19 protein-coding genes are annotated in these 20,714 nt (G+C 65.9%); 9 read left to right on the top strand and 10 right to left on the bottom strand.

Annotated features, from left to right (window positions below; translation table 11 throughout):
- The 5 genes from JHC57_RS14220 to JHC57_RS14200 form a co-directional block, all read right to left on the bottom strand.
- Positions 1 to 422, bottom strand: a 422-nt coding sequence (locus JHC57_RS14220; RefSeq protein WP_294030751.1) for a class I tRNA ligase family protein, incomplete at its 3' end; no start/stop codon positions are given.
- Positions 423 to 492: 70 nt separating this feature from the next.
- Complete coding sequence (locus JHC57_RS14215; protein ID WP_294030750.1) at positions 493 to 2,559, bottom strand: S9 family peptidase; 2,067 nt, start codon at positions 2,557 to 2,559, stop codon at positions 493 to 495.
- A gap of 96 nt (positions 2,560 to 2,655) precedes the next feature.
- Entirely contained in the window at positions 2,656 to 2,892 is a 237-nt protein-coding gene (locus tag JHC57_RS14210) for a hypothetical protein (RefSeq protein ID WP_294030749.1), read from the bottom strand.
- A 157-nt stretch (positions 2,893 to 3,049) separates the two neighbouring features.
- Positions 3,050 to 4,333 (bottom strand): amidohydrolase family protein, encoded by a 1,284-nt coding sequence (locus JHC57_RS14205; RefSeq protein WP_294030748.1) that lies wholly within the window; start codon positions 4,331 to 4,333, stop codon positions 3,050 to 3,052.
- Complete coding sequence (locus JHC57_RS14200; RefSeq protein WP_294030747.1) at positions 4,306 to 5,217, bottom strand: neutral zinc metallopeptidase; 912 nt, start codon at positions 5,215 to 5,217, stop codon at positions 4,306 to 4,308. Before JHC57_RS14200 ends, JHC57_RS14205 begins: the two co-directional genes overlap by 28 nt.
- Before the next feature lie 149 nt (positions 5,218 to 5,366).
- On the opposite strand from JHC57_RS14200, the gene JHC57_RS14195 reads away from it, so the two are divergent.
- The 5 genes from JHC57_RS14195 (at position 5,367) to JHC57_RS14175 (ending at position 10,331) form a co-directional block, all read left to right on the top strand.
- A complete protein-coding gene (locus tag JHC57_RS14195) occupies positions 5,367 to 6,524 on the top strand; it encodes a patatin-like phospholipase family protein (protein WP_294030745.1) in 1,158 nt (385 codons plus the stop codon).
- A gap of 28 nt (positions 6,525 to 6,552) precedes the next feature.
- Entirely contained in the window at positions 6,553 to 7,338 is a 786-nt protein-coding gene (locus tag JHC57_RS14190) for a 3-hydroxybutyrate dehydrogenase (protein WP_294030743.1), read from the top strand.
- A 74-nt stretch (positions 7,339 to 7,412) separates the two neighbouring features.
- Complete coding sequence (locus JHC57_RS14185; RefSeq protein ID WP_294030742.1) at positions 7,413 to 8,060, top strand: DUF4893 domain-containing protein; 648 nt, start codon at positions 7,413 to 7,415, stop codon at positions 8,058 to 8,060.
- 21 nt (positions 8,061 to 8,081) lie between these two features.
- Positions 8,082 to 9,398, top strand: coding sequence for an amidohydrolase (locus JHC57_RS14180; RefSeq protein WP_294030741.1), 1,317 nt, complete (start codon positions 8,082 to 8,084; stop codon positions 9,396 to 9,398).
- Positions 9,399 to 9,509: 111 nt separating this feature from the next.
- Entirely contained in the window at positions 9,510 to 10,331 is an 822-nt protein-coding gene (locus JHC57_RS14175) for a helix-turn-helix transcriptional regulator (protein WP_294030740.1), read from the top strand.
- Between the two features lie 42 nt (positions 10,332 to 10,373).
- On the opposite strand, the gene JHC57_RS14170 is transcribed toward JHC57_RS14175, so the two are convergent.
- Together JHC57_RS14170 and JHC57_RS14165 are read right to left on the bottom strand one after the other, a co-directional pair.
- A complete protein-coding gene (locus JHC57_RS14170) occupies positions 10,374 to 11,261 on the bottom strand; it encodes an alpha/beta fold hydrolase (RefSeq protein ID WP_294030739.1) in 888 nt (295 codons plus the stop codon).
- A gap of 1 nt (position 11,262) precedes the next feature.
- A complete protein-coding gene (locus JHC57_RS14165) occupies positions 11,263 to 12,027 on the bottom strand; it encodes a crotonase/enoyl-CoA hydratase family protein (protein ID WP_294030738.1) in 765 nt (254 codons plus the stop codon).
- A 243-nt stretch (positions 12,028 to 12,270) separates the two neighbouring features.
- On the opposite strand from JHC57_RS14165, the gene JHC57_RS14160 reads away from it, so the two are divergent.
- Both JHC57_RS14160 and JHC57_RS14155 read left to right on the top strand, forming a co-directional pair.
- Positions 12,271 to 12,477 carry a DUF465 domain-containing protein gene (locus tag JHC57_RS14160; protein WP_294030737.1) on the top strand — a complete coding sequence of 69 codons (207 nt, stop codon included), beginning with the start codon at positions 12,271 to 12,273 and terminating at the stop codon, positions 12,475 to 12,477.
- Between the two features lie 69 nt (positions 12,478 to 12,546).
- On the top strand, positions 12,547 to 13,533 hold the full coding sequence (locus JHC57_RS14155; RefSeq protein WP_294030736.1) for a TerC family protein: 987 nt from the start codon (positions 12,547 to 12,549) through the stop codon (positions 13,531 to 13,533).
- 143 nt (positions 13,534 to 13,676) lie between these two features.
- Here JHC57_RS14155 and JHC57_RS14150 read toward each other — a convergent pair whose 3' ends face one another.
- Positions 13,677 to 15,269 (bottom strand): isocitrate lyase, encoded by a 1,593-nt coding sequence (locus JHC57_RS14150; protein WP_294030735.1) that lies wholly within the window; start codon positions 15,267 to 15,269, stop codon positions 13,677 to 13,679.
- Between the two features lie 159 nt (positions 15,270 to 15,428).
- Between JHC57_RS14150 and JHC57_RS14145 the strand changes: the two genes are divergently transcribed.
- Both JHC57_RS14145 and JHC57_RS14140 read left to right on the top strand, forming a co-directional pair.
- Entirely contained in the window at positions 15,429 to 16,817 is a 1,389-nt protein-coding gene (locus tag JHC57_RS14145; protein WP_294030752.1) for a short-chain fatty acyl-CoA regulator family protein, read from the top strand.
- 95 nt (positions 16,818 to 16,912) lie between these two features.
- Positions 16,913 to 18,244, top strand: coding sequence for an HD-GYP domain-containing protein (locus tag JHC57_RS14140; protein WP_294030733.1), 1,332 nt, complete (start codon positions 16,913 to 16,915; stop codon positions 18,242 to 18,244).
- Positions 18,245 to 18,347: 103 nt separating this feature from the next.
- Here the strand turns inward: JHC57_RS14140 and JHC57_RS14135 are convergent, their stop codons facing one another.
- Together JHC57_RS14135 and JHC57_RS14130 are read right to left on the bottom strand one after the other, a co-directional pair.
- Positions 18,348 to 20,177, bottom strand: coding sequence for a DUF885 family protein (locus JHC57_RS14135; protein WP_294030731.1), 1,830 nt, complete (start codon positions 20,175 to 20,177; stop codon positions 18,348 to 18,350).
- Positions 20,178 to 20,222: 45 nt separating this feature from the next.
- The coding region (locus JHC57_RS14130) for a helix-turn-helix domain-containing protein (RefSeq protein WP_294030729.1) at positions 20,223 to 20,714 on the bottom strand (492 nt) is incomplete at its 5' end.

Below are 20,714 nucleotides of genomic sequence, written 5' to 3'. Positions count from 1 at the left end.
TCGCGCGACCAGTCCATCGAGCAGCCGAGGCGGCGGAGCTGGCCGGTGATCTGGCCGCCGCTCTCCGCCTTCCACTGCCAGACCTTGTCGACGAATTCCTCGCGCGTGTAGTTGGTGCGCTTGTCCTGCCGCTCTTCCATTTGGCGTTCGACGACCATCTGCGTCGCGATGCCGGCATGGTCCATGCCGACGACCCACAGCGCATCCTTGCCGCGCAGGCGTTCGTAACGGACGAGCACGTCCTGCAGCGTGTTGTCGAGCGCATGGCCGATGTGCAGCGCGCCGGTGACGTTCGGCGGCGGATTGACGATCGTGAACGGTGTCGCATCGGGACGCGCAGGGCGAAACAGCCCGCGGCTTTCCCATTCATGGGCCCATTTCGCCTCGATAGCGGCGGGATCGAAGGTTTTTTCCATCGGCATAGCCGGGCGCCTTTGCCAGCCGGGGGGCGAGGCGGCAAGGGGGCGCGGTTACCCACGCCCCCCGTCTTCGTTATTTTTTGAGGTGGCTGCCCAGCCAGCCGAACACCGTCTGGTGCCACTGGACGCTGTTCGCGCCCTTCAGTACCCAGTGATTCTCGTCGGGGAAGACGAGCAGTTCCGACGGGATATTGCGGCGCTGGAGCGCGGTGAACGCGGCGAGGCCCTGGCTGTAGGGGATACGGAAATCCTTTTCGCTGGTGATCACCAGCATCGGGGTCTTCCACTTGGTCACATGATTGACCGGGTTCCATTTTTCGGGGTCGGTGCGTTCCCACCATGGGCCGCCATGGTCCCATTCGTCGAACCAGAGCTCCTCGGTCTCGAACGCCATGGCGCGAAGGTCGAAGACGCCGTCATGCTGGACGAGGCATTTGAAGCCGTCGGTCCACTGGCCCGCGATCCAGTTCATCATATAGCCGCCGTAGGAGGCGCCGAGCGCGCAGGCATTGGCGAGATCGAGCTGCGCATCCTGCCTGCCCGCCGCGGCGAGGCCGAGTTTCAGATCCTCGAGCGGCTTCCCGCCCCAATCCTTGTTGATGCTGTCTGTGAAAGCCTGCCCGTATCCCGTCGAACCGTGGAAATCGACGGTGACGACGCCATAGCCCTGCTGCGCGAAGACACGCGGATTCCACCGCGTCGACCAGCTGTTGCCGAAGCTGCCCTGCGGCCCGCCATGGACGATGAAGGCGACCGGCAGCTTCGCGGTGCTGTTCGCGGGCTTCAGGATCATGCCCCACACCTTGTCGCCGTTCGCGCCGGCGAACTGGATCTTTTCGAGTTTCACCGGGTCGAATTCGGCGATCGCCGCCGCGTTGACATCGGTGAGCTGGCCGACCTTGCCCTTCGCATCGCGAACGAACAGGTCGGTCGGCAGGAGCGCCGAGTTGCGCGAATAGAGGAGGGCGCCGCCGGGGAGCGGCGTGACGTCGCCGATATTGCCCTCGAAGGCTTCGGTCGTCGCCTTCAATTTCTCGATCTTGCCCGTCGCCGCATCGACGCGGAACACCGGATGTTCGAGCGTGTCCTGCGCGGTGACATAGAGCGACTTGCCGTCGGGAGCCCAGGCGATCGAGCCGACCGAACGATCCCACGCGTCGGTGAGCTTCCTCGTCTCGCCGCTTTCGAGATTGCGCAGCATCAGCACCTGCCGGTCGGCTTCATAGCCGGGGCGGGCCATCGCGGCATAGGCGAGCGATTTGCCGTCGGGCGAGGGGGTGGGGAGCGTGTCGGTCGCCTGATTGTCCTGCGTCAGATTGACCGGCATCATCCGGCTGTCGACGAGCCAGCTGTAGATATCGAGGTTGGTCGACATCGGCTCGCCCCGGTCGGCCTTGCGCAAAGTGAAAAACACGGTGCGGCTGTCGGCGCCCCACGCGAGTTCCTCGCCGCCGCCGAAGGGTTTCGACGGGGTGTCACCGGTCAGCCCGGCGTCGGCCGGGCGTGCGGCGGTCGCCTTGCCATCCGCAAGATTGAAGATGAAGGGGCGGCTATAGGTCCCGGGCGTTTCCCACTGGTCCCAGTGGCGGACGAAGCCCGCGCCGTCCTTGTAGAGGCGGCCGCTGCCGGGGCCGGGGAGTGCGCCCTTGTCCTTCGCGTCGCAACCGAAGTCGGTGCATTCCTTCGCGATGTCGCCCCATGCGAGCAGTTTCGTCGCGTCGGGCGAGATTTTGAACCCCGCGACGTCGGCCTGCGTGTCGGTCACCTGCGTCGCGGCGCCGCCCGCCTTCGGGTCGATGCGCCAGACCTGATCCTTGCCCGACGCGTTCGAGAGGAAATAGAGGAAACCATCCTTGTCGAACGCGGGCGAGGTTTCGTTCTTGCCCGCCGCGTCGGCGATCGGAGCCGGTTTCGCATTTTTGGCATTGCGGTCGACGAGCCAGAGGCCGGTCGAGCGCTTGTAGGTTCCCGTTTCGGTCTCGGTCATCTGAAAGACGACCCAGCGGCCGTCGGGCGATGCCGTGGGCGCGGCGACGCGCTTCAGCGTCGCAAGGTCGACCTCGGTCATCGGGCGAGCCATGGCGGGGGCGGAAAGGGCGGCGGTGAGCGCGATCGCGCTGGTGAGGAGCATGTTACGCATGAAAGCGGTTTAGCCGTGCGGCGTAGGTGTTCAAGCCGTTACGTCGCGAGGCTGCATCTGTGATGTCTGTTTGGGGTGGAGAGCGGACGTCGAACCTCAATCAATTGGTTTTCGTGAAGCTCGCACGATAGCTCGAAACAGGAAATAACCGCCTACAAGTACAATGCTGAGCATCCAAAGCGCGGTTGCAGCCAATATCGCTTTTCCGACGATCGACGCGTCGGACCACTTACCGATGAATGGACCAATCAGGACTGCTGGAATCGCCGCCAAAACAAGCAATTTAGCTTCGTTGCGTTCCGAACGGCGTAAGCCACGAAAGCGATCCCTCATCGTCTTTCCGTGAAATTGGTACCGAAGGAATGTTTCCTCCCTTTCCGCCCACTTCCTTACTATTTTTCGGATATCCACACCCACAATCCAAACTCTAGTACTGCCTCACGACATTTGCACGATCGCTGTTTCGTCCGCAATCGGACGAAACCGGTCGTCAGCGAACGAGCACGCCGCCCTTCATCACATGGTCGATCTTTTCGAGGGCGGTGATGTCGGCGAGCGGATCGGCTTTCACCGCGACGAAATCGGCATAGCGGCCGGGAAGGATCGCGCCGACGTCGCCGCGGCCCATTTCTTCCGCAGCGCGGCCTGTCGCCGACTGGATCGCCTGCATCGGCGTCATCCCGTATCTGACCATATTGCGGAACTGGCGCGCGTTGAGCCCGTGGGGATAGACGCCGGCGTCGGTTGCATAGCCGATGTTGACGCCGAGTTCGACCGCACGCCGGAAGGCGGCGCGCTGGGCGTCGGTCGTCTCCCGGTTCTTGCGCAGATATTCCTCGGGCCAGCCCTCCTTCGTGCCGACCTCGTCGATCCAGGTGCCGTTGTAGATATCCATCGCGAGCCAGGTGCCGTGTTTTTTCGCGAGTTGCAGCGCCTCCTCGTCGGCGAGGCTGGCGTGTTCGATGCTGTCGACGCCGGCGTGGATCGCATTCTTGATCCCCTCCGCACCGTGTGCGTGCGCGGTGACCCTCTTGCCGCGCGCATGCGCGACCTTCACGATCGTGCGGAGCTGTTCGGGTGTCAGCTCGGGCGCGCCGGGTTCGGTGCCGATCGCGAGCACCGCGCCGGTCGCGATCGTCTTGATGAAATCGGCGCCGTGATCGAGCAGATATGTCGTCTTTGCCGCCGCTTCCTCGGGCGTCGCGGCGACGCCGAGGCGCATGTCGGGCGGCAATTGGTCGTTCGGAACGACGCCGTTGAGTTCGCCGCCCCCTCTCGGAATGGTGAGATAGGCGCCCGCGACCCACATGCGCGGTCCCGGCACGTCGCCGCGGTCGATCGCGTTGCGCAGCGTTACATCGGTGAGGCCGCGATAGGTGCCGACGTCGCGCACGCTGGTGAAGCCCGCTTCGAGCGTGACGCGCGCATTGCGTGCGCCGACGAGCGCGGTTTCGGCGGGCGAGGCCTTCATCGGTGCGGCGAGGTCGGCGCTCTGGCCGAGGTCGGCGAGGTGGGTGTGGAGGTCGATGAGGCCGGGGAGAACGGTGAAGGCCGACCAGTCGATGACCGTGGCGCCATCGGGCGTGTTTCCGCAAGGGGCGACCGCCGTGATGCGTTCGGCTTCCACCGTGATGCACTGGCCCGTGCGAACCTCGTTCGTCACGCCGTCGATCAGCCGCCCGGCCTCGATATGGAGCGGAGCGGCCGAAGCCGGCGTGGCGGCGAGTGCCGCAGAGAGGGCGGCGATCAGATGGCCGTGTCGAACGCGTCGCACTGGCGCGGATCCCCCGTTTGCAGGCCGCGGCGGAGCCAGGTCATGCGTTGCTCGCTCGTTCCGTGGGTGAAGCTTTCGGGGACGGGGCGCTGGCCCGCCGAGCGCATCAGCGTGTCGTCGCCGATTGCGTTGGCGGCGCGCATCGCTTCCTCCATATCGCCGGCTTCCATCACCGGCTGGCCCGCGCTGTTGCGCGCGCGCGATGCCCATACGCCGGCATAACAGTCGGCCTGCAACTCCATGCGGACCTGCAGCGCATTGCCCTCGGCCTGCGAGGCGCGACCCTGCGCGCGGCGGACCTGATCCGAAATGCCGCTGATCGTCTGGATATGATGGCCGACCTCGTGCGCGACGACATAGGCCTGCGCCGCGTCGCCGGCGGCGCCGAACTTGCTGTCGAGTTCGCGGAAGAAGTCGGTGTCGAGATAGACGCCCTGATCGCCGGGGCAATAGAAGGGGCCCATGGCGGAGCTTGCAGCGCCGCAGCCCGTCCGGTCGACGCGGTTGGAATAGAAATAGAGCGTCGGCTTTCGATAGCCGTTGATCAGGCTGCCCCACACCTGATGCGTCGAACCGAAGACGTTGCAGGCGAAGCGCTCGCCCTCCGTATCGCAAGCGACGTTCGGGCCGGTGCGGCTGTCGGCCATCGGATCGCTCGACCCGCCGCCCGTGCTCAGCATGTTGGCGCCGGGGCCGAGAACGAAGAAGGCGACCGCGCCGAGCAACAGGATCGTCCCGCAGCCCATCTTGCGGCCAAGCAGCATCGGCAGGAAGCCGATCAGCAGACCGCCGAGACCGCCGCCCCCGCCACCGCCAAAGCCACCACCGCCGCCGCGGCCCAGATCGCGAATATCGTCTCCGGGATCATAATCGTCGAGGCGCATCGGGCTTCTCCACCGGCAAAGGGTCCTGTCCCGCCGAGTGTTACAGCAGCGCCGGGCAATTGGAAGGGGCTTCGCAGCCGGCAAGCCATTGCAATGGTGCGTGCTGCGGTGCACAAATCGCGCGTCCGCAACGAAGGATCGCGAGTCTCATGCCCCGCCGCGCCGCCCGTGCCGCCCTGCCGCTCCCCGACCTCGTCGTGCTCGTCCTGCAAGGCGGCGGCGCGCTGGGGGCGTTTCAGGCGGGGGTGTACGAGGCGCTGATCGACCTCGGGATCGAACTCGACTGGGTCGCAGGCATATCGATCGGCGCGGTCAACGCCGCGATCATAGCGGGGAATGAGCGCGATCAGGCGGTCGGCAGGATGCGCGAGTTCTGGGAGGGCGTGTCATCGGCGCTCCCTTCGCTGCCGACGGTCGATAACGACTGGGCGCGCGAATGGTCGCACATGGCGGCGGCGGGTCAGGTGATGGCGTTCGGCGTCCCCGGCTTTTTCATCCCGCGCTTTCCGCCGCCGGCCTTCGCCGAACGGCAGACTCCCGAGGCGGTGAGCTTCTACGACACCAGCCCGCTCGTCGCGACGCTCGACCGGCTCGTCGACTGGGACCGGGTGAACCGGGGCAAGGTGCGGCTGTCGGTCGGCGCGGTGGCGGTCGAGACGGGCAACTTCCGCTATTTCGATACGACATGCGACACGATCGACGCGCGCCACATATTGGCATCGGGGGCATTGCCGCCGGGCCTGCCACCGGTCGAGATCGACGGGACATGGTATTGGGACGGCGGCCTCGTCTCGAACACCCCGCTCGAACATGTCGTCGCCGCGGCGAACGAGGATATGCTCGTGTTCCAGGTCGACCTCTTTCCCGCGCGGGGGGTGCGGCCGCACGACCTCGAGGAAGCCTGGTCGCGCGAGAAGGATATCCGCTATTCGAGCCGCACGCGGCGCATTTCCGACGGGCTGGTGCGGCGGCGCAAGGAGCACCGGCTGATCGACCGGATGCTGCGGAAACTGCCCGACGAGTTCGCCGACCTGCCCGAGGTGAAGGCGGTGCGCAAAATGGTCGACTGCAAGGCGCTCAACGTCGTCCAGCTGATCCACGAACCCCCCGCGTGGCAGACGGGCGCGCGCGATTTCGAATTTTCGCGCTCGACGATGGAGGTCAACTGGGCGCTCGGCCGCGACGCGGTCGAGGCCGCGATGAAGGACGGCCATCTGCTCGCCGACAGCATCGCCGAAGGGCGGTCGGACAGTTTTGCGGTGCAGTCCGACGGACTGAAACCGAAATCGGGCCAGGGTATCGGCTGAAAATCTCCCCCACTGAAAGGATTGGAATATGCGCCTCAAGGGAAAGACCGCCCTCGTCACCGGATCGACCTCCGGCATCGGGCTCGGCATCGCGAAGGCCTTCGCGGCCGACGGCGCCGACATCATCATCAATGGCTTCGGCGACGCCGACGCGATCGAGGCCGAGCGCAAGGGGCTGGAAGCGATCAGCGGCGGCAAGGCGGCCTATGACGGCGCCGACCTGACCAGGCCCGAACAGATCGAAGAGATGTTCAAGCGCGCTGAAACCGATTTCGGCGGGGTCGACATTCTCGTCAACAACGCGGGCATGCAGTTCGTCTCGCCGGTCGAGGATTTCCCGGTCGAGAAATGGGACATGATCATCGCGCTCAACCTGACCGCGGCGTTCCACACGATCCGCCATGCGGTGCCGGTGATGCGCAGGAAGAAGTGGGGGCGCATCATCGCGACCGCGTCGGCGCACTCGCTCGTCGCCTCGCCGTTCAAATCGGCCTATGTCACCGCGAAGCACGGGCTCGCCGGCCTCACCAAGACCGTCGCGCTCGAAGTCGCCGACGCCGGGATCACGGTGAACTGCATCAGCCCGGGTTACGTCTGGACGCCGCTGGTCGAGAACCAGATTCCCGACACGATGAAGGCGCGCGGCATGACGCGCGAGCAGGTGATCAACGACGTGCTGCTCGCGGGGCAGCCGACGAAGCAGTTCGTCACCGTCGAGCAGGTCGCTGCGGTCGCGTCGTTCCTGACGCGCGACGAGGCGGCGAACATCACCGGCGCGAACCTCAGCGTCGATGGCGGCTGGACCGCGGCCTGACCCGCTCCGCCCTTGAGCAATCTCCTTTCGCCTCCTAAGATTAACCATCAAGGGGCGGGGAGAAACGGAGAATCATGGGTCGCACCATTTGGGTTTTGGCGGTGGCGCTGGGCGTCACCCTTGGCGCGTGCCGGTCGGTGGTGCCGCCGGTGCCGCCGTCGTCGGCGGACGCGCCGGCCGATACGACGGGCACGTGGCGCGCGACGGCGACCGACGCCGACAAGGAAAGGATCCGCGGCTGGTACAGCAGCTGGCAGGCGGCGCTGGCCGATGCGCGCGCGAAGGGCTTTGGCGCCGACATCGACCGCGAAGGCGTCCTGCTTCAGCCGATGGCGGCGCTGCCCAACCCGCATTTGCCCGCGGGCGACTATCGCTGCCGCACGATCAAGCTCGGCACGCAGGGGCGGGGCAGCCTGTCCTATGTCGCCTATGGCTGGTTCCGCTGCCGCGTCGCGCCCGAGCAGGGATTGTCGAGCCTGACCAAGGTTTCGGGGTCGCAGCGCCCGGTCGGCCTCATCTTTCCCGACAATCTGAAGCGCCAGATCTTCCTCGGCACGCTTGAACTCGGCGACGAGAAGATGGCGGTCAGTTACGGCAACGACCGGATGCGCGACATGGCGGGACTGGTCGAGCGGATCGGCGACAATCGCTGGCGGCTCGTGCTGCCCGCGCCGGCCTATGAATCGCTGCTCGACGTGATCGAACTGGTCCCGGCGGGCTGACAGGAAAAACAGGGGAATAACATGCGGATATTGTGGACGGGCGCTGCGGCGCTGGCTCTCGCCGTGCCGGCTTCGGCGCAGACGCTTCGCGGCGATGTCGAAAGGCAGATGCCGTCGCTCATGGCGATCTACAAGGATCTGCACGCCAACCCCGAACTCAGCTTCATGGAGGTCCGCTCGGCGGGCATCCTCGCCGCCGAGGCGCGCAAGCTGGGCTTCAGGGTCACCGAAAAGGTCGGCGGCACCGGCGTCGTCGCGGTGATGGAGAATGGTCCGGGGCCTGTCGTGATGGTGCGCGCCGACATGGACGGGTTGCCGGTGACCGAGCAGACGGGCCTGCCCGGCGCGTCGAAGATACGCGTGACCACGAAGGAAGGCGTCGAAACGGGCGTGATGCATGCGTGCGGCCACGACACGCATATGACCGCGTGGATCGGCGTCGCGCGGCTGATGGCGGCGAACAAGTCGAAGTGGTCGGGCACGCTGGTGATGATCGGCCAGCCCGCCGAGGAGCGTGGCGCGGGCGCGCGCATGATGCTCGCCGACGGACTCTATTCGCGCTTTCCCAAGCCGCAATACGCACTCGCCTTCCACGATGCGGCCCAGTTTCCCGCGGGCAAGATCGGCTATACGCCGGGCTATGCGCTCGCCAATGTCGACAGCGTCGATGTGCTGGTGAAGGGCGTCGGCGGGCACGGCGCCTATCCGCAGACGACCAAGGATCCGATCGTGCTCGCGAGCCGTATCGTCGGCGCGCTCCAGACGCTCGTGTCGCGCGAGATCAGCCCGCTCGACAGCGCGGTGGTGACGGTCGGCAGCTTCCACGCGGGTGCCAAGCATAATATCATCTCGGACGAGGCGCGGCTGCAACTGACCGTGCGCAGCTACACCGACGAGGTACGCGAGCATCTGCTGGACGGCATCGCGCGCATCGCGAAGGGTGAGGCGATCGCCGCGGACATTCCCGCGGACCGCATGCCCGTGGTGACGGTGCAAAAGGACGAATATACGCCCGCGACCTTCAATACGGTCGATTTCACCGAGGAGATGGCGGCGTTCCTGACGACCAGTTTCGGCAGCGAGCGCGTCGTCAAGATGCCGCCGGTGATGGGCGGCGAGGATTTCAGCCGCTTTTCGCGAGACGAAAACAAGGATGTGAAGAGCCTGATCGTCTGGGTCGGCGGCGTGCCGCAGGCCGAATATGACGCGGCGAAGAAGGAAGGGCGCACGCTGCCCAGCCTCCATTCGCCCTTCTGGGCGCCCGATGCACCGGCGGTGATCTCGACCGCGACCGAGGCGCTGACCGCGATGACGATGAAGCTGATGGCGAAGAAGTAGCCGGAGACGCGGAACCCGGGGCAGCCGACCCCGCCGTCTTGTCTTGTCGTGCTGCCGCTTTCCAAATAAATTGGGATGGACCTGTTCGTGCGGCTGTGGTGAGCAAAGGACATGTCGTCCAACGAACCTGCTCCCGGCTTGTCCACATGCCTCACCGACCGGGAAATGGAAATTCTGCGCCTGTTGGTCGCCGGGCATACCGTAAAGACCATCGCAGCGCGTCTGGGCCGTTCGGAAACCTCGATCAACGAACGTTTGCGTTCCGCCCGCCGCAAGACGGGCGTCGGCAGCAGTCGCGAATTGGCGCGCCTTCTGGATCTCCAAAAAACTTGTGACGAAAATATCGATCTTTCGGGACAGCGCTCCTCCGTGAAGGATTTGGCGCACACCGCGACCATCGGGGTTCGCGGTTCGAAAGGAATGATCGTCATGCTTATCGCAATACCCATGGCCGCCGTCGGATTGATGGTCGCAACCGCTCCTTCCGCCGATCAGGCCGGAGCACCGGGCGCCGTTTACACGGCGTCCCAGCAGATGCCGCTGGTCGGAAGCTGGTCGCTGGACGCATCGGAGATGCCCGAAAACGAACGCCCTCAACGGGTGACGATAACGTTCCAGCCCTCGCCGGAGGGCAAATGGACGACGCGTGTCGAAATCGTCGCGCCCGACGGCTCCATCAAGCATTCGGAATCGACCGCCGCGCTCGATGGCGTCGCCGTCCCGATTGCCGGCAATATGGATTTCATCGACAGCGTTGCCCTGCGCCAGCCGGCGCCGGACACGTTGGTCATGACATTGGGGAAGGCCGGCAGCCGGGTGTCGACGCGAGTCTATACGGTCGCGAAGGATCAGAAATCGATGACCGAAACGATCGTCTGGTCCGCCGACAGTCGTCAAAAGCTGGAAACGACGCGTTTCGATCGAGTCGGTTGATCGCGACCTTGCCTGCGTCGTGATGGCGGTGCGTGGGGTGGATCATTTCCTGGCTTCGAGGGTTTCGAGCCACCCCAGAACCTCGGCCTGCAACCGCACGCGGGCGTCGGACCAGCTGTGGTCTGTCGCAACGTGCAGCGCCTTGAGCTTTTCGCCGCCGCCGGCTTTGCCGATCGCGGCCGCCAGGGCGTTGCTCATCGGTGCCAGCCCGTCGTCCGACGTCAGGACGAACAGGTTGGTTCCGGTGAGCTGCGGCGCGGCCTTCACGAAGTCGAAGCGGTCGGTGTTGGCGATGATTTCGTCGGCCATGATTTCGGGCGTCGTCCCGGCGAGCGCCTCCATGCCATTGCTGCGCAGCGCCTTCACCGCCTGATCGCGCGGCAGTTTGCCGAGCCAGCCCATATTGCCCGCCGAGACCATCGCGGCGCCGAGCAAGGCCTTGTCGTGCGCGGCGGTCAGCGCGGTGACCCAGCCGCCCATGCTGTGGCCCATGATGACGAGACGTTTCGGATCGATCCGCAGCTTCGCCGCATTGGCGGGATCGCGCGCGAAGGCGAGCACCGCGTCCGCATCCTCCAGATTTTGCGAAAAGCGATAGTCGCCCGGGCTGCCCCATGAGCCGCGATAGTTGAAGGTGATCACGGTCCAGCCCGCGCGGCGCATCGCCTGCGCAAGGTCGAGGCTCTTTTCATTGCCGGGAAGGCCATGACACAGGACGACAGTCGGGTGCGGTCCGGCGCCCGCGGCGATATAGACGACGCCGTTGATCGCGACGCCTCCGCTGGGGATATGGACGACCTCCATAGCCGCAGGATGCGCCTTGTCGGCGGGCGGGTCGGTATAGATGGCGGCGGGGATATCGGTCGGGCTTGCCGCGGATGCGGGCAAGGGCAGGGCGACCAGTGCCGCAGCGGCAATCCATATCCTCATTTCATTCTCCCCCATCCATAAAGCTGCCGCCGCGTCCGGCGCCTTGGGTAAAGCGTCTGGCTCCCGCCGCGGCGCCTTCGCGGAGCGGTGCGAGCCCGGCGTGCGCTTCATGCGCGAGCGCGCCTTCGATGTCGAAGTCCCACTGGCGATAGGCGCTGAGCCGGTCGCTGTTCATGCAGATTTGCGGGAAGGCGGCGATTTGCTTTGCAAGCCCGATGGCGGCGCCAAGTGCTTCACCATCGGGAACGATACGGTCGGCAAGACCGATACGCTGCGCTTCGTCAGCGGCCACCGGGCGGCCGGTAAGTATCATGTCGAGCGCGCGGCCTTGGCCGACGATGCGCGGCAGGCGCACGGTGCCGCCGTCGATCAACGGCACGCCCCAGCGACGGCAATAGACGCCGAATACCGCGCTCGCCGCGGCGACGCGCAGGTCGCACCAGAGCGCGAGTTCGAGCCCGCCTGCTACGGCATGCCCCTCGACCGCGGCGATCACAGGCTTTTCGAGCAGCATCCGCGTCGGTCCCATCGGTCCGGGGCCGTCGGGGTCGTAGCGTGACGAGCCGACGGCATTGAGGTCGAAGCCGGCGCAGAAATGCCCTTCGCTGCCGGTCAGGATCGCGACCCGTGCGCTCTCGTCGGCGGCAAAGGCTGTAAAGGCGCTCCGCAAAGCAACAGCGGTTTCGGGATCGACAGCGTTGCGGCGCGCCGGACGGTCGATGGTGACGATCGTGACGGGGCCATCGCTTTCGACAAGCACGCTCATAAAAACCCTCCTCTTTCGCCATCGCAGCGTGCCGGGAGGTCGGGGGACTTGCAAGCGGCGTCGCGGCACCCTAAATAAAGGAAATGCGGGCCGGGCCCCTCTGGCGTCGGCGGGAAATTTCCCGCCACGTGATGTCGGACCGCATCGGGTGACACCGATGCTCTGGCCCTATCTCCCCCCTGTTTCCCGGGGTCCCGGCATCGGCGTCACCTGCTTGATTTTTCAATCAGGAGGCCCTTTTCGATGACGTTCAATCCCAATTTCTATCGCCTGACCCTGCTCCACCGCCAGCTCGACGATGCCGAGCGGCGCGAAGTGCGACGGAAGGGCGCCGACCCGTTCCGCCTGCTGCGGCTGAAGACGCTGAAGCTCGCGGTCAAGGAGCGGCTCGCGGCGCTGACACTCCGCCCCTCGCGGCGGCCGGCAATGCGTCCGGCGCTCGCGCGCTAATTCCCCATAATTCGATAATCGAGGGCGCTGCCGAAAGGCGGCGTCCCCGGCATATCCAGGGAAAAGACCATGGAATTTCTGTTCGCCGACTGGCTGGGTACCCCGGCCTGGTTCTGGCTTTCGTTTCTCGCGCTCGTGATCGCGCTCACCGCCTTCGACCTCGGCATCCTGAACAAGGAAAACAAGGAGATGGGGATCGGCGAGAGTTTGAAGCTCTCGGCGCTCTACATCGGCATCGCGATGGCCTTCGGCGCGTGGGTCTGGGCCGCGAAGGGCGGCGAGGCGGGGCTGCAATATTACACCGGTTTCTTTATCGAGAAGGCGCTGTCGATCGACAATATCTTCGTGATCTCGCTGATATTCGCGACCTTCGCGATCCCGCCGCGCTACCAGTATCGCGCGCTCCTCTGGGGCATCGTCGCGGTGATCGTGCTGCGCGGTATCATGATCGCGGGCGGCGCGGCGCTGGTCACCGAATATGGCTGGGTGCTCTATATCTTCGCGGCGTTCCTCGTGTTCACCGGCGTGAAGATGCTCTTCGCGAGCGATACGCCGATGGACGTGAAGGGCAACCCGGTCGTCAAATGGCTGTCGCGCCACATCCCGATCACGAACGAGCTGCACGGCGAGAAATTCTTCGTGCGCGCGCCCGATACGAAGACGGGCAAGGTCGCGCTCGCGGCAACGCCGCTGTTCCTCGCGCTCGTGGTGATCAACCTCGCCGATCTTGTGTTCGCTGTGGACAGCGTGCCGGCGATCTTTGCGATCACCACCGATACGTTCATCGTCTATACGTCGAACATCATGGCGATCCTCGGCCTGCGCGCGCTCTATTTCGCGCTCTCGGCCATGGTGCACCGCTTTCATTACCTCAAATATGCGCTGGCGCTGGTGCTCGTCTTCATCGGCTCGAAGATCTTCGTCGCCGATTTCGTGCTGGACGGCGCGAAATTCCCGCCGCTGGTCAGTCTGGGTGTGACCGTCGCGCTGATCGCGGGCGGTGTGATCTGGTCGCTGGTCAGGACGCGCGGGGAAGAAGCGACGCTGCCGCGATAAAAATGTCCGCCGGAAGCGCAAGGGCTTCCGACGGACAGGCTTTCCTCCCCAGGAAAGCTCGGGAGGCACGGGGGTCGGGTCGCTGGCCCCCGCACCAAGATGGGCGACGCGGGGGTTGCAACGGGCCCCCGCGTCTAACTCGTTCAAGCGGCGAACTGGTTCATCGTATTGTCCTTGCCCGCGGCCTTGAGCGCCGCTTCGCCGGCGAAATATTCCTTGTGATCGTCGCCGATGTCGCTGCCCGACATGTTCTGGTGCTTCACGCAGGCGATGCCCTGGCGGATTTCGGCGCGCTGGACGCCCTTGACGTAGCCGAGCATCGCTTCGTCGCCGAAATATTCCTTCGCCAGATTGTCGGTCGACAGCGCGGCGGTGTGATAGGTCGGCAGCGTGATCAGGTGGTGGAAGATGCCCGCCCGCTTCGCGGCGTCGCGCTGGAAGGTGCGGATGCGGTTGTCGGCCTCTTCGCCCAGCGGCGTCGCGTCGTAATCGGCGCTCATCAGCTTGGCGCGATCATAGGCGCTGACGTCCTTGCCTTCGGCGCTCCACGCATCGAAAACCTGCTGGCGGAAGTTCAGCGTCCAGTTGAAGCTCGGCGAATTGTTATACGCGAGCTTCGCGTTGGGGACGACTTCGCGGATGCGGTCGACCATGCCGGCGATCTGTTCGATGTGCGGCTTTTCGGTCTCGATCCAGAGCAGGTCGGCGCCGTTCTGAAGGCTGGCGATGCAGTCCATGACGCAGCGATCCTCGCCGGTTCCGGGGCGGAACTGATAGAGATTCGAGGGCAGGCGCTTCGGGCGCATCAGCTTGCCGTCGCGGTTGATCAGGACGTCGCCGGGGTTGCCCGCGCCTTCGACCTCTTCGCAATCGAGATAGCTGTTATACTGGTCGCCAAGGTCGCCGGGTTCCTTCGAGAAGGCGATCTGCTTGGTGAGGCCCGCGCCGAGGCTGTCGGTGCGCGTCACGATGATGCCGTCCTCGACGCCGAGTTCCATGAAGGCGTAGCGGCAGGCGCGGATCTTCGCGATGAAATCCTCGTGCGGCACGGTGACCTTGCCGTCCTGATGGCCGCACTGCTTTTCGTCCGAGACCTGATTTTCGATCTGGAGCGCGCAGGCGCCAGCCTCGATCATCTTCCTGGCGAGCAGATAGGTCGCCTCGGCGTTGCCGAAGCCCGCGTCGATGTCGGCGATAATCGGCACGACGTGCGTTTCATGATTGTCGATCGCGGCCTGCACCTGCTTGGCCTTGAGCTCGTCACCCTCGGCGCGCGCGGCGTCGAGGTCGCGGAACAGCATGCCGAGTTCACGCGCGTCGGCCTGGCGCAGGAAGGTGTAGATTTCCTCGATCAGCGCCGGAACGCTCGTCTTTTCGTGCATCGACTGGTCGGGCAGCGGACCGAATTCGCTGCGCAGCGCGGCGATCATCCAGCCCGAGAGATAGATGTAGCGGCCCTTCACGGTGCCGAAATGCTTCTTGACCGAGATCATCTTCTGCTGCGCGATGAAGCCGTGCCAGCAGCCCAGGGACTGGGTGTAGTTCGCGGGGTCGGCGTCATAGGCGGCCATGTCGGCGCGCATGATGCGCGCGGTGTAGCGGGCGACGTCGAGGCCGGTGCGGAACTTGTTCTGGGCGCGCATGCGGGCGATGCTTTCGCCGCTGATGCCGTCCCATGTGCCGTCATAGTCGCGGATGAGGCGGCCAGCCTGCGCCATGTCTTCCTGATAGCCCATCGTCTTGATCCTTGGCTCTGCCCCGGAAGGGCGTGGAGAGGTGATGGGTTCAAACTGACGCGCCGCGCGCCGAAAGTGAAAAGCTTTGTCAATAATATTTGTGAAATATGGCTGATCGGTGTAAATATGGGTGTAAATTAGTAAAGAAAGTTACAAATGATGGCGGAGCGACGGGTGTTTGCGGGGCCGGCGGTGCGCAAGGTGCGGCGCGAGGCGGGGATGACGCAGGCGGCGATGGCCGAGGCGCTTGCCATTTCGCCGAGCTACCTCAATCTGATCGAGCATGGGCAGCGGCCGCTCAGCGCCACGGTGATCGTCAGGCTGGCCGAACGCTTCGGGTTCGACGCGGCGAAGCTGGGTGCCGAAGAGTTGCCGGGGGGACTTGCGGGGCTACGGCGGCGGCTCGCCGATCCGCGCTTTGCCGATCTGGGAATCGGGGCGCAGGAGGTCGAGGAGTGGCTGCAGACCGCGCCGGCGACCGCCGCCGCCTTTGCAAGGTTGTTCGATGCGGCGCCCGAAGGACGCGCGGAAGGTGAAGGCGATGCGCCCGAAGTTGCCGCCGTGCGCCGCGCGATCGAGAAATGGCGCAATCATTTCCCCGACCTCGACGCGCGCGCCGAGGAACTGACGGACGAGCTGCGGCTCGCGGGGGGCGATCTTTACGGGACGATTTCCGAGCGTTTGCGCACGCGGCACCAGCTCGGCATCCGTATCCTGCCGTTGGACGTGATGCCCGACCGGCTGCGCTGGCTCGACTGGCACGCGCGGCAACTGATGCTGAACGAGCTGTTGCGCCCCGCCTCGCGCACCTTTCAGGCGGCGGCGACACTGGCGCAGGTCGAGGCGAAGGGCGAGATCGACGCGCTCGTCGCCGGGGCCGAGTTTGCCGAGTCCGCGGCGGCGCGCCTGTTCGAGCGGCATCTGGTCCATTATTTCGCGGCCGCGCTGATGATGCCGTACAGCCGTTTCCTGCGCGCCTGCGACGCGACGGGGTACGACATGTTGCTGCTCCAGCGCCGGTTCGGCGCGGGCTATGAGCAGGTCGCGCACCGGCTGACGACGCTTCAGCGCGTCGGTGCGCGCGGTCTGCCCTTTTTCATGCTGCGAATCGACCGCGCGGGGCAGGGAAGCAAACGCTACGCCGGCGCGAGCCAGTCGCCGCTGACGGGCGGCGACGCGCGCTGTCCGCTGTGGGGCGTACACGAGGCCTTTGCCCGCCCGGGGGAAGTGATCGCCGATCTGGTCGAGCTGGAGGACGGGTCGCGCTGGTTCACCCAGTCGCGCTCGGTCGCCGCACCCGGCGCAACCGGCAGCGGTACGCCCGCGCGCTTCGCCGTCTGCGTCGGAGTCGACGCCAAGGTTGCGGCGCCGCTGGTCGCCGCGCGCGGGCTCGACCTGATGCGCAGTCCGGCGACGCCGATCGGCCTCGGCTGTCGTCGCTGCACGCGCACGGGCTGCGTCCAGCGATCGATGCCACCGCTGGGCCGGCCCTTGCGGTTCCGCGAGGGCGAGCGCGGGGTGAGCGCGTTCGATTTCGCGGGGGACTGAGGTTAACGGGCGGTTACCGGGTCCCTTAAACCGACAGATGCCGTGTCGTATTGGGAAGGGTGCGTGCCTGTCAGGCGGCCGCAACGGGACCCGAAATGCTTGTACGAATTGAACCTCAGAACGTCGAGATCGGCATGTTCATCCACGCCTTTGAAGGGTCGTGGTTCGATCATCCGTTCTGGCGCCGCTATTTTCGGGTGGAGACGCCGGAACAGCTCGAACGTATCCGGAATTCGGGTATCGACGGGATTGTCATCGACGACGAGCGCGGCGTCGGGCCAACCGAAACCGGCGAAACGGCCCCTGTCGAAGGCAAGCCGCGACAAGAGCGGTTGTCGGCGCCCGGTCGGCTGCGGCGCGATGCCGTGACGGTCCGTCCGGCTCGGGCCTTTGCGCCGTCGGCGCCCGAAGACCGTGCAGCCCCGCGCCGCCGCGCCGGCTATGCCGGCGAATGCCGCCGCGCGCAGCGTGTGATCGGGCGCACCCGCGACGCCGTCGTCGACATGTTCGGCGCCGCGCGGCTGGGCCGGGCCGTCGAGGTGAAGCGCATGGTCAAGCTGGCGAGCGCGATCGGCGCGTCGATCGAGCGCGACGCCAGGGCGCTGATCAACCTCGTGCGCCTGAAGGAAAAGGACGAATATACCTATCTTCATTCGGTCGCGGTTTGCGCGCTGATGATCAATTTCGCACGCCATCTGGAGCTCGATCCGCAGGAGATCGAGGATATGGGCGTCGCGGGGCTGCTGCACGATGTCGGCAAGGTCGCCGTGTCGGACGCGATATTGAACAAGCCCGGCGCGCTGTCGAAGGGCGAGATGCACATGGTTCGCTCGCATCCGGTCGCGGGCCACCGTCTGCTCGAAAGCTCGCCGGGAACGCCGGCGCTGGCGCTCGAGCTTTGTCTGCGACACCATGAAAAGATCGACGGGACCGGCTATCCCGGAGGGCTGAGGGGCGAGGAGCTGTCGCTCGCGGCGCGCATGGGCGCGATCTGCGACGTCTATGACGCGGTGACGTCGAACCGGCCGTACAAGCGGGCCTGGACGCCGTGCGAGGCACTGGCCGAGATGAAGAAGTGGAAGGGGCATTTCGACCCGGCGCTGCTCGACCGTTTCGCCGACAGCCTCGGCATCTATGCGGCGGGTACGCTGGTGCGCCTGACGACGGGCGAATTGGGCGTCGTGGTCGGAAGCGCGGGAGAGGCGGATGCGGACGTCGTCGTCCGCGCCTTTTTCGACTGCGAGATGCTGAACGAGATCGAACCGATCGATCGCGTGATCGCGCCGTCGGCCGAGCATCCGCGGATCATAGGCCGGGACAGTCCGAGTTTCTGGCGCTTTCACGACTGGGATGCGCTGCGGCTCCGCATATTGGCGGGCGATGAAGGGGATTACGGGCGCATCGGTCCGCGCGGAGTCGCCGACTAGCGGGAAACCCGCGATCTGGTCGATGACGACGTCCATCGCGGGCTCGTTCGGGCGGAGGATATGGTTGTCCCTGTTCGCGCAGGCGAAGGGCTTTGCCGTGGGGTCAGGTCTTTTGCGCCGCGACCCAGCGATCGATCACCGATTCGAGCACCGAGATCGGCATCGCTCCCGCCGACAGCGCGGTGTCGTGGAAACCGCGGATATCGAACCTGTCGCCGAGCGCGGCCTTCGCCTTTTCGCGGATCGCGACCCAGCGCGTCTGGCCGACCATATAGCTCGTCGCCTGACCCGGCCACACGCAGTAGCGTTCGATCTCGGTCACGTTCGACGGTTCGGGGGTGCCGAGCGTCTCGTTATAATATCGGATCGCCTTCTCGCGCGTCCATTTATAATGGTGGAGCCCGGTGTCGGCGACGAGGCGCGCGGCGCGGAACATATAGGACTGGAGGTAGCCGAGGCGGCCCCACGGATCCTTTTCATAGACTCCCATCTCGTCGGCGAGCTGCTCGGCATAGAGGCCCCAGCCCTCGGTATAGACCGAATAGGCGGGGAGGCGGCGAAGGCGCGGGATGCCCTCGGCCTCCTGCGCGAGCGCGATCTGGTGGTGATGGCCGGGCGACGCCTCGTGATAGGTGAGCGTCGGGAGCGTCCACGACGGGTTTTCGGCGGTGTCGCGCAGGTTGATATAATAGGCGCCGGGGCGCGAGCCGTCGAGCGCGGGGATCTGGTAATAGCCACCGGTTGCGCCGTCCTCGATATCGGCGGGGACGCGGCGGATCTCGGCCTTCGCCTTGGGCAGGCGGCCGAAGGCTTCGGGAAGGCGCGCCTGGATCGCCTGCATCTGCGCGTTGAGTTCGGCGATGAGCTTCGCCTTGCCCTCGTCGGTGTTCGGATAGAGGAATCGCGGGTCCTTGCCGAGCGCGCGCATGCGTTCGGCGACCGTCCCCTTGGTCATCCCCTGCGCCTTGAAGATCGCATCGGCCTGCGCGCTCAGATCGGCGACGCGATCGAGCCCGAGCTTGTGCACCTCCTCGGCCGACATGCCAGTCGTCGTCGCGTAGCGGAGCGCATAGGCGTAATATTCGTCGCCCTTCGGCAGGCGCCAGACGCCGGCGTCGTGCGTCGCGCGCGGGCGCACCGCGCGCAGCTCTTCGGCCTGACGGCGCATCGCGGGGTAGATTTTTCCTTCGACGATCGCGGCGCAGCGCCCGGCCCAGTCGCCGGCGATGTCCTTCGTTTTCGCGGCGAGATTCTTCGTGAGCCCGCTGGCGTCGGGAGCCGGCGCCCAGATGCGCTCGAACTGGCCGAGCGTGCGGTCGATGACGAAATCGGGCGGGATGATACCCGCGGCATGGTCGGACCTGATGCGGCCGGTTTCATTGTCGAGCTGCACCGCGAAATCGGCGCAGCGCGCGAGATAGGCTTCGGCATCGGCGGCGTTCGCGATGCCATGCTGGTTGATCAGGAAATCGGGGATCGAGCGATAACTGCCCGAGAGCTGGGTTACCGGATGCGGTTCGGGCCAGCTGTGGAGGCCATAGTCGAACGTGTCATAGGCTTTGACGAAATATTCCCACGGACCGCGGAAGGTCTCATAGTTTACGAGGTCCATGCCAGAAAGCTTTGATGCATCGATCTTTTTCAGCTCGGCAAGTCCGTCGCGGTAGAGCTGGTGGCTCTGTTCGATGCCCGCGGGCGAGCGGTTGTCGAGCCTGGCCTTGAGCGGCAGGCGGGCGTCCTTGTCGAGCCCGAGCGCGGTCGCGAATTCGGGGCTTTCGTCGACCATCCGGTCGTAGAGGCGTTCGTAGATCGCGGTCAGCCGCGCACCTTCGCCGCTCGTCGCATCCCCGGCAAGGGCGGCCGCGGGGTTGCGGACGCCAGCGAGCGCCGACGTCGCGGCGAGGGTGGCGATAAGGGTGCGGCGGTCGAGCATGGCGGTCTCCGATGAGGTGTGTTGCCCGAACGCTACACGGTCGGATCAACCAAGTCTTGTATCGATTTGACCTCGGCGCCAGGCGCCCGGCGTCGCGCCGCTGAGGCGCATGACCGCGTGCGTCATATGCGCCTGATCGGTGAAATGGAGGCGGTGCGCGATGTCGGAAAGCGCCTCGATGCGCGCGCGGATCGCCGCGAGCGCCGCGCGGGCGCGCGCATCGGCGCGGTAGGCTTTGGGCGTGCAGCCATAGGCGGCGCGGAAGCCGCGGCTCAGCGTTTCGGCGCGCACGCCGATATGCTCGGCCCATTCGCCGAGCCGGACCGGCTCGCCGGCGCGCAGGTCGCGCGCGAGCAGATCGGGCCAGTCGAGCGCCTGGTCGGGGAGCGCGACAAATTGCTCGGCGAAGGCGGCGGCCGCGGCGCGCGGATCGCGCGCGGCGAGGCGGACGAGCGTGTCGGGGTCGGCGACGCGGCCGCGGACGTGCGGGCTTGCCGCGAGTTTGGCGGGCAGGTCGAGGACGAGCACGCGCGCGCC

This window comes from Sphingopyxis sp., from assembly GCF_016463645.1.
Taxonomy (GTDB): domain Bacteria; phylum Pseudomonadota; class Alphaproteobacteria; order Sphingomonadales; family Sphingomonadaceae; genus Sphingopyxis.
Note: the sequence above shows the minus strand (reverse complement) of the source record. Positions and strands in the feature narration are given on the sequence as shown.

Coding starts and splice junctions, on each gene's coding strand:
- JHC57_RS14215 (WP_294030750.1), bottom strand. CDS start 2,559: ATGCGTAACATGCTCCTCACCAGCGCGATCGCGCTCACCGCCGCCCTT.
- JHC57_RS14210 (WP_294030749.1), bottom strand. CDS start 2,892: ATGAGGGATCGCTTTCGTGGCTTACGCCGTTCGGAACGCAACGAAGCT.
- JHC57_RS14200 (WP_294030747.1), bottom strand. CDS start 5,217: ATGCGCCTCGACGATTATGATCCCGGAGACGATATTCGCGATCTGGGC.
- JHC57_RS14195 (WP_294030745.1), top strand. CDS start 5,367: ATGCCCCGCCGCGCCGCCCGTGCCGCCCTGCCGCTCCCCGACCTCGTC.
- JHC57_RS14190 (WP_294030743.1), top strand. CDS start 6,553: ATGCGCCTCAAGGGAAAGACCGCCCTCGTCACCGGATCGACCTCCGGC.
- JHC57_RS14185 (WP_294030742.1), top strand. CDS start 7,413: ATGGGTCGCACCATTTGGGTTTTGGCGGTGGCGCTGGGCGTCACCCTT.
- JHC57_RS14180 (WP_294030741.1), top strand. CDS start 8,082: ATGCGGATATTGTGGACGGGCGCTGCGGCGCTGGCTCTCGCCGTGCCG.
- JHC57_RS14175 (WP_294030740.1), top strand. CDS start 9,510: ATGTCGTCCAACGAACCTGCTCCCGGCTTGTCCACATGCCTCACCGAC.
- JHC57_RS14170 (WP_294030739.1), bottom strand. CDS start 11,261: ATGAGGATATGGATTGCCGCTGCGGCACTGGTCGCCCTGCCCTTGCCC.
- JHC57_RS14165 (WP_294030738.1), bottom strand. CDS start 12,027: ATGAGCGTGCTTGTCGAAAGCGATGGCCCCGTCACGATCGTCACCATC.
- JHC57_RS14160 (WP_294030737.1), top strand. CDS start 12,271: ATGACGTTCAATCCCAATTTCTATCGCCTGACCCTGCTCCACCGCCAG.
- JHC57_RS14155 (WP_294030736.1), top strand. CDS start 12,547: ATGGAATTTCTGTTCGCCGACTGGCTGGGTACCCCGGCCTGGTTCTGG.
- JHC57_RS14150 (WP_294030735.1), bottom strand. CDS start 15,269: ATGGGCTATCAGGAAGACATGGCGCAGGCTGGCCGCCTCATCCGCGAC.
- JHC57_RS14145 (WP_294030752.1), top strand. CDS start 15,429: ATGGCGGAGCGACGGGTGTTTGCGGGGCCGGCGGTGCGCAAGGTGCGG.
- JHC57_RS14140 (WP_294030733.1), top strand. CDS start 16,913: ATGCTTGTACGAATTGAACCTCAGAACGTCGAGATCGGCATGTTCATC.
- JHC57_RS14135 (WP_294030731.1), bottom strand. CDS start 20,177: ATGCTCGACCGCCGCACCCTTATCGCCACCCTCGCCGCGACGTCGGCG.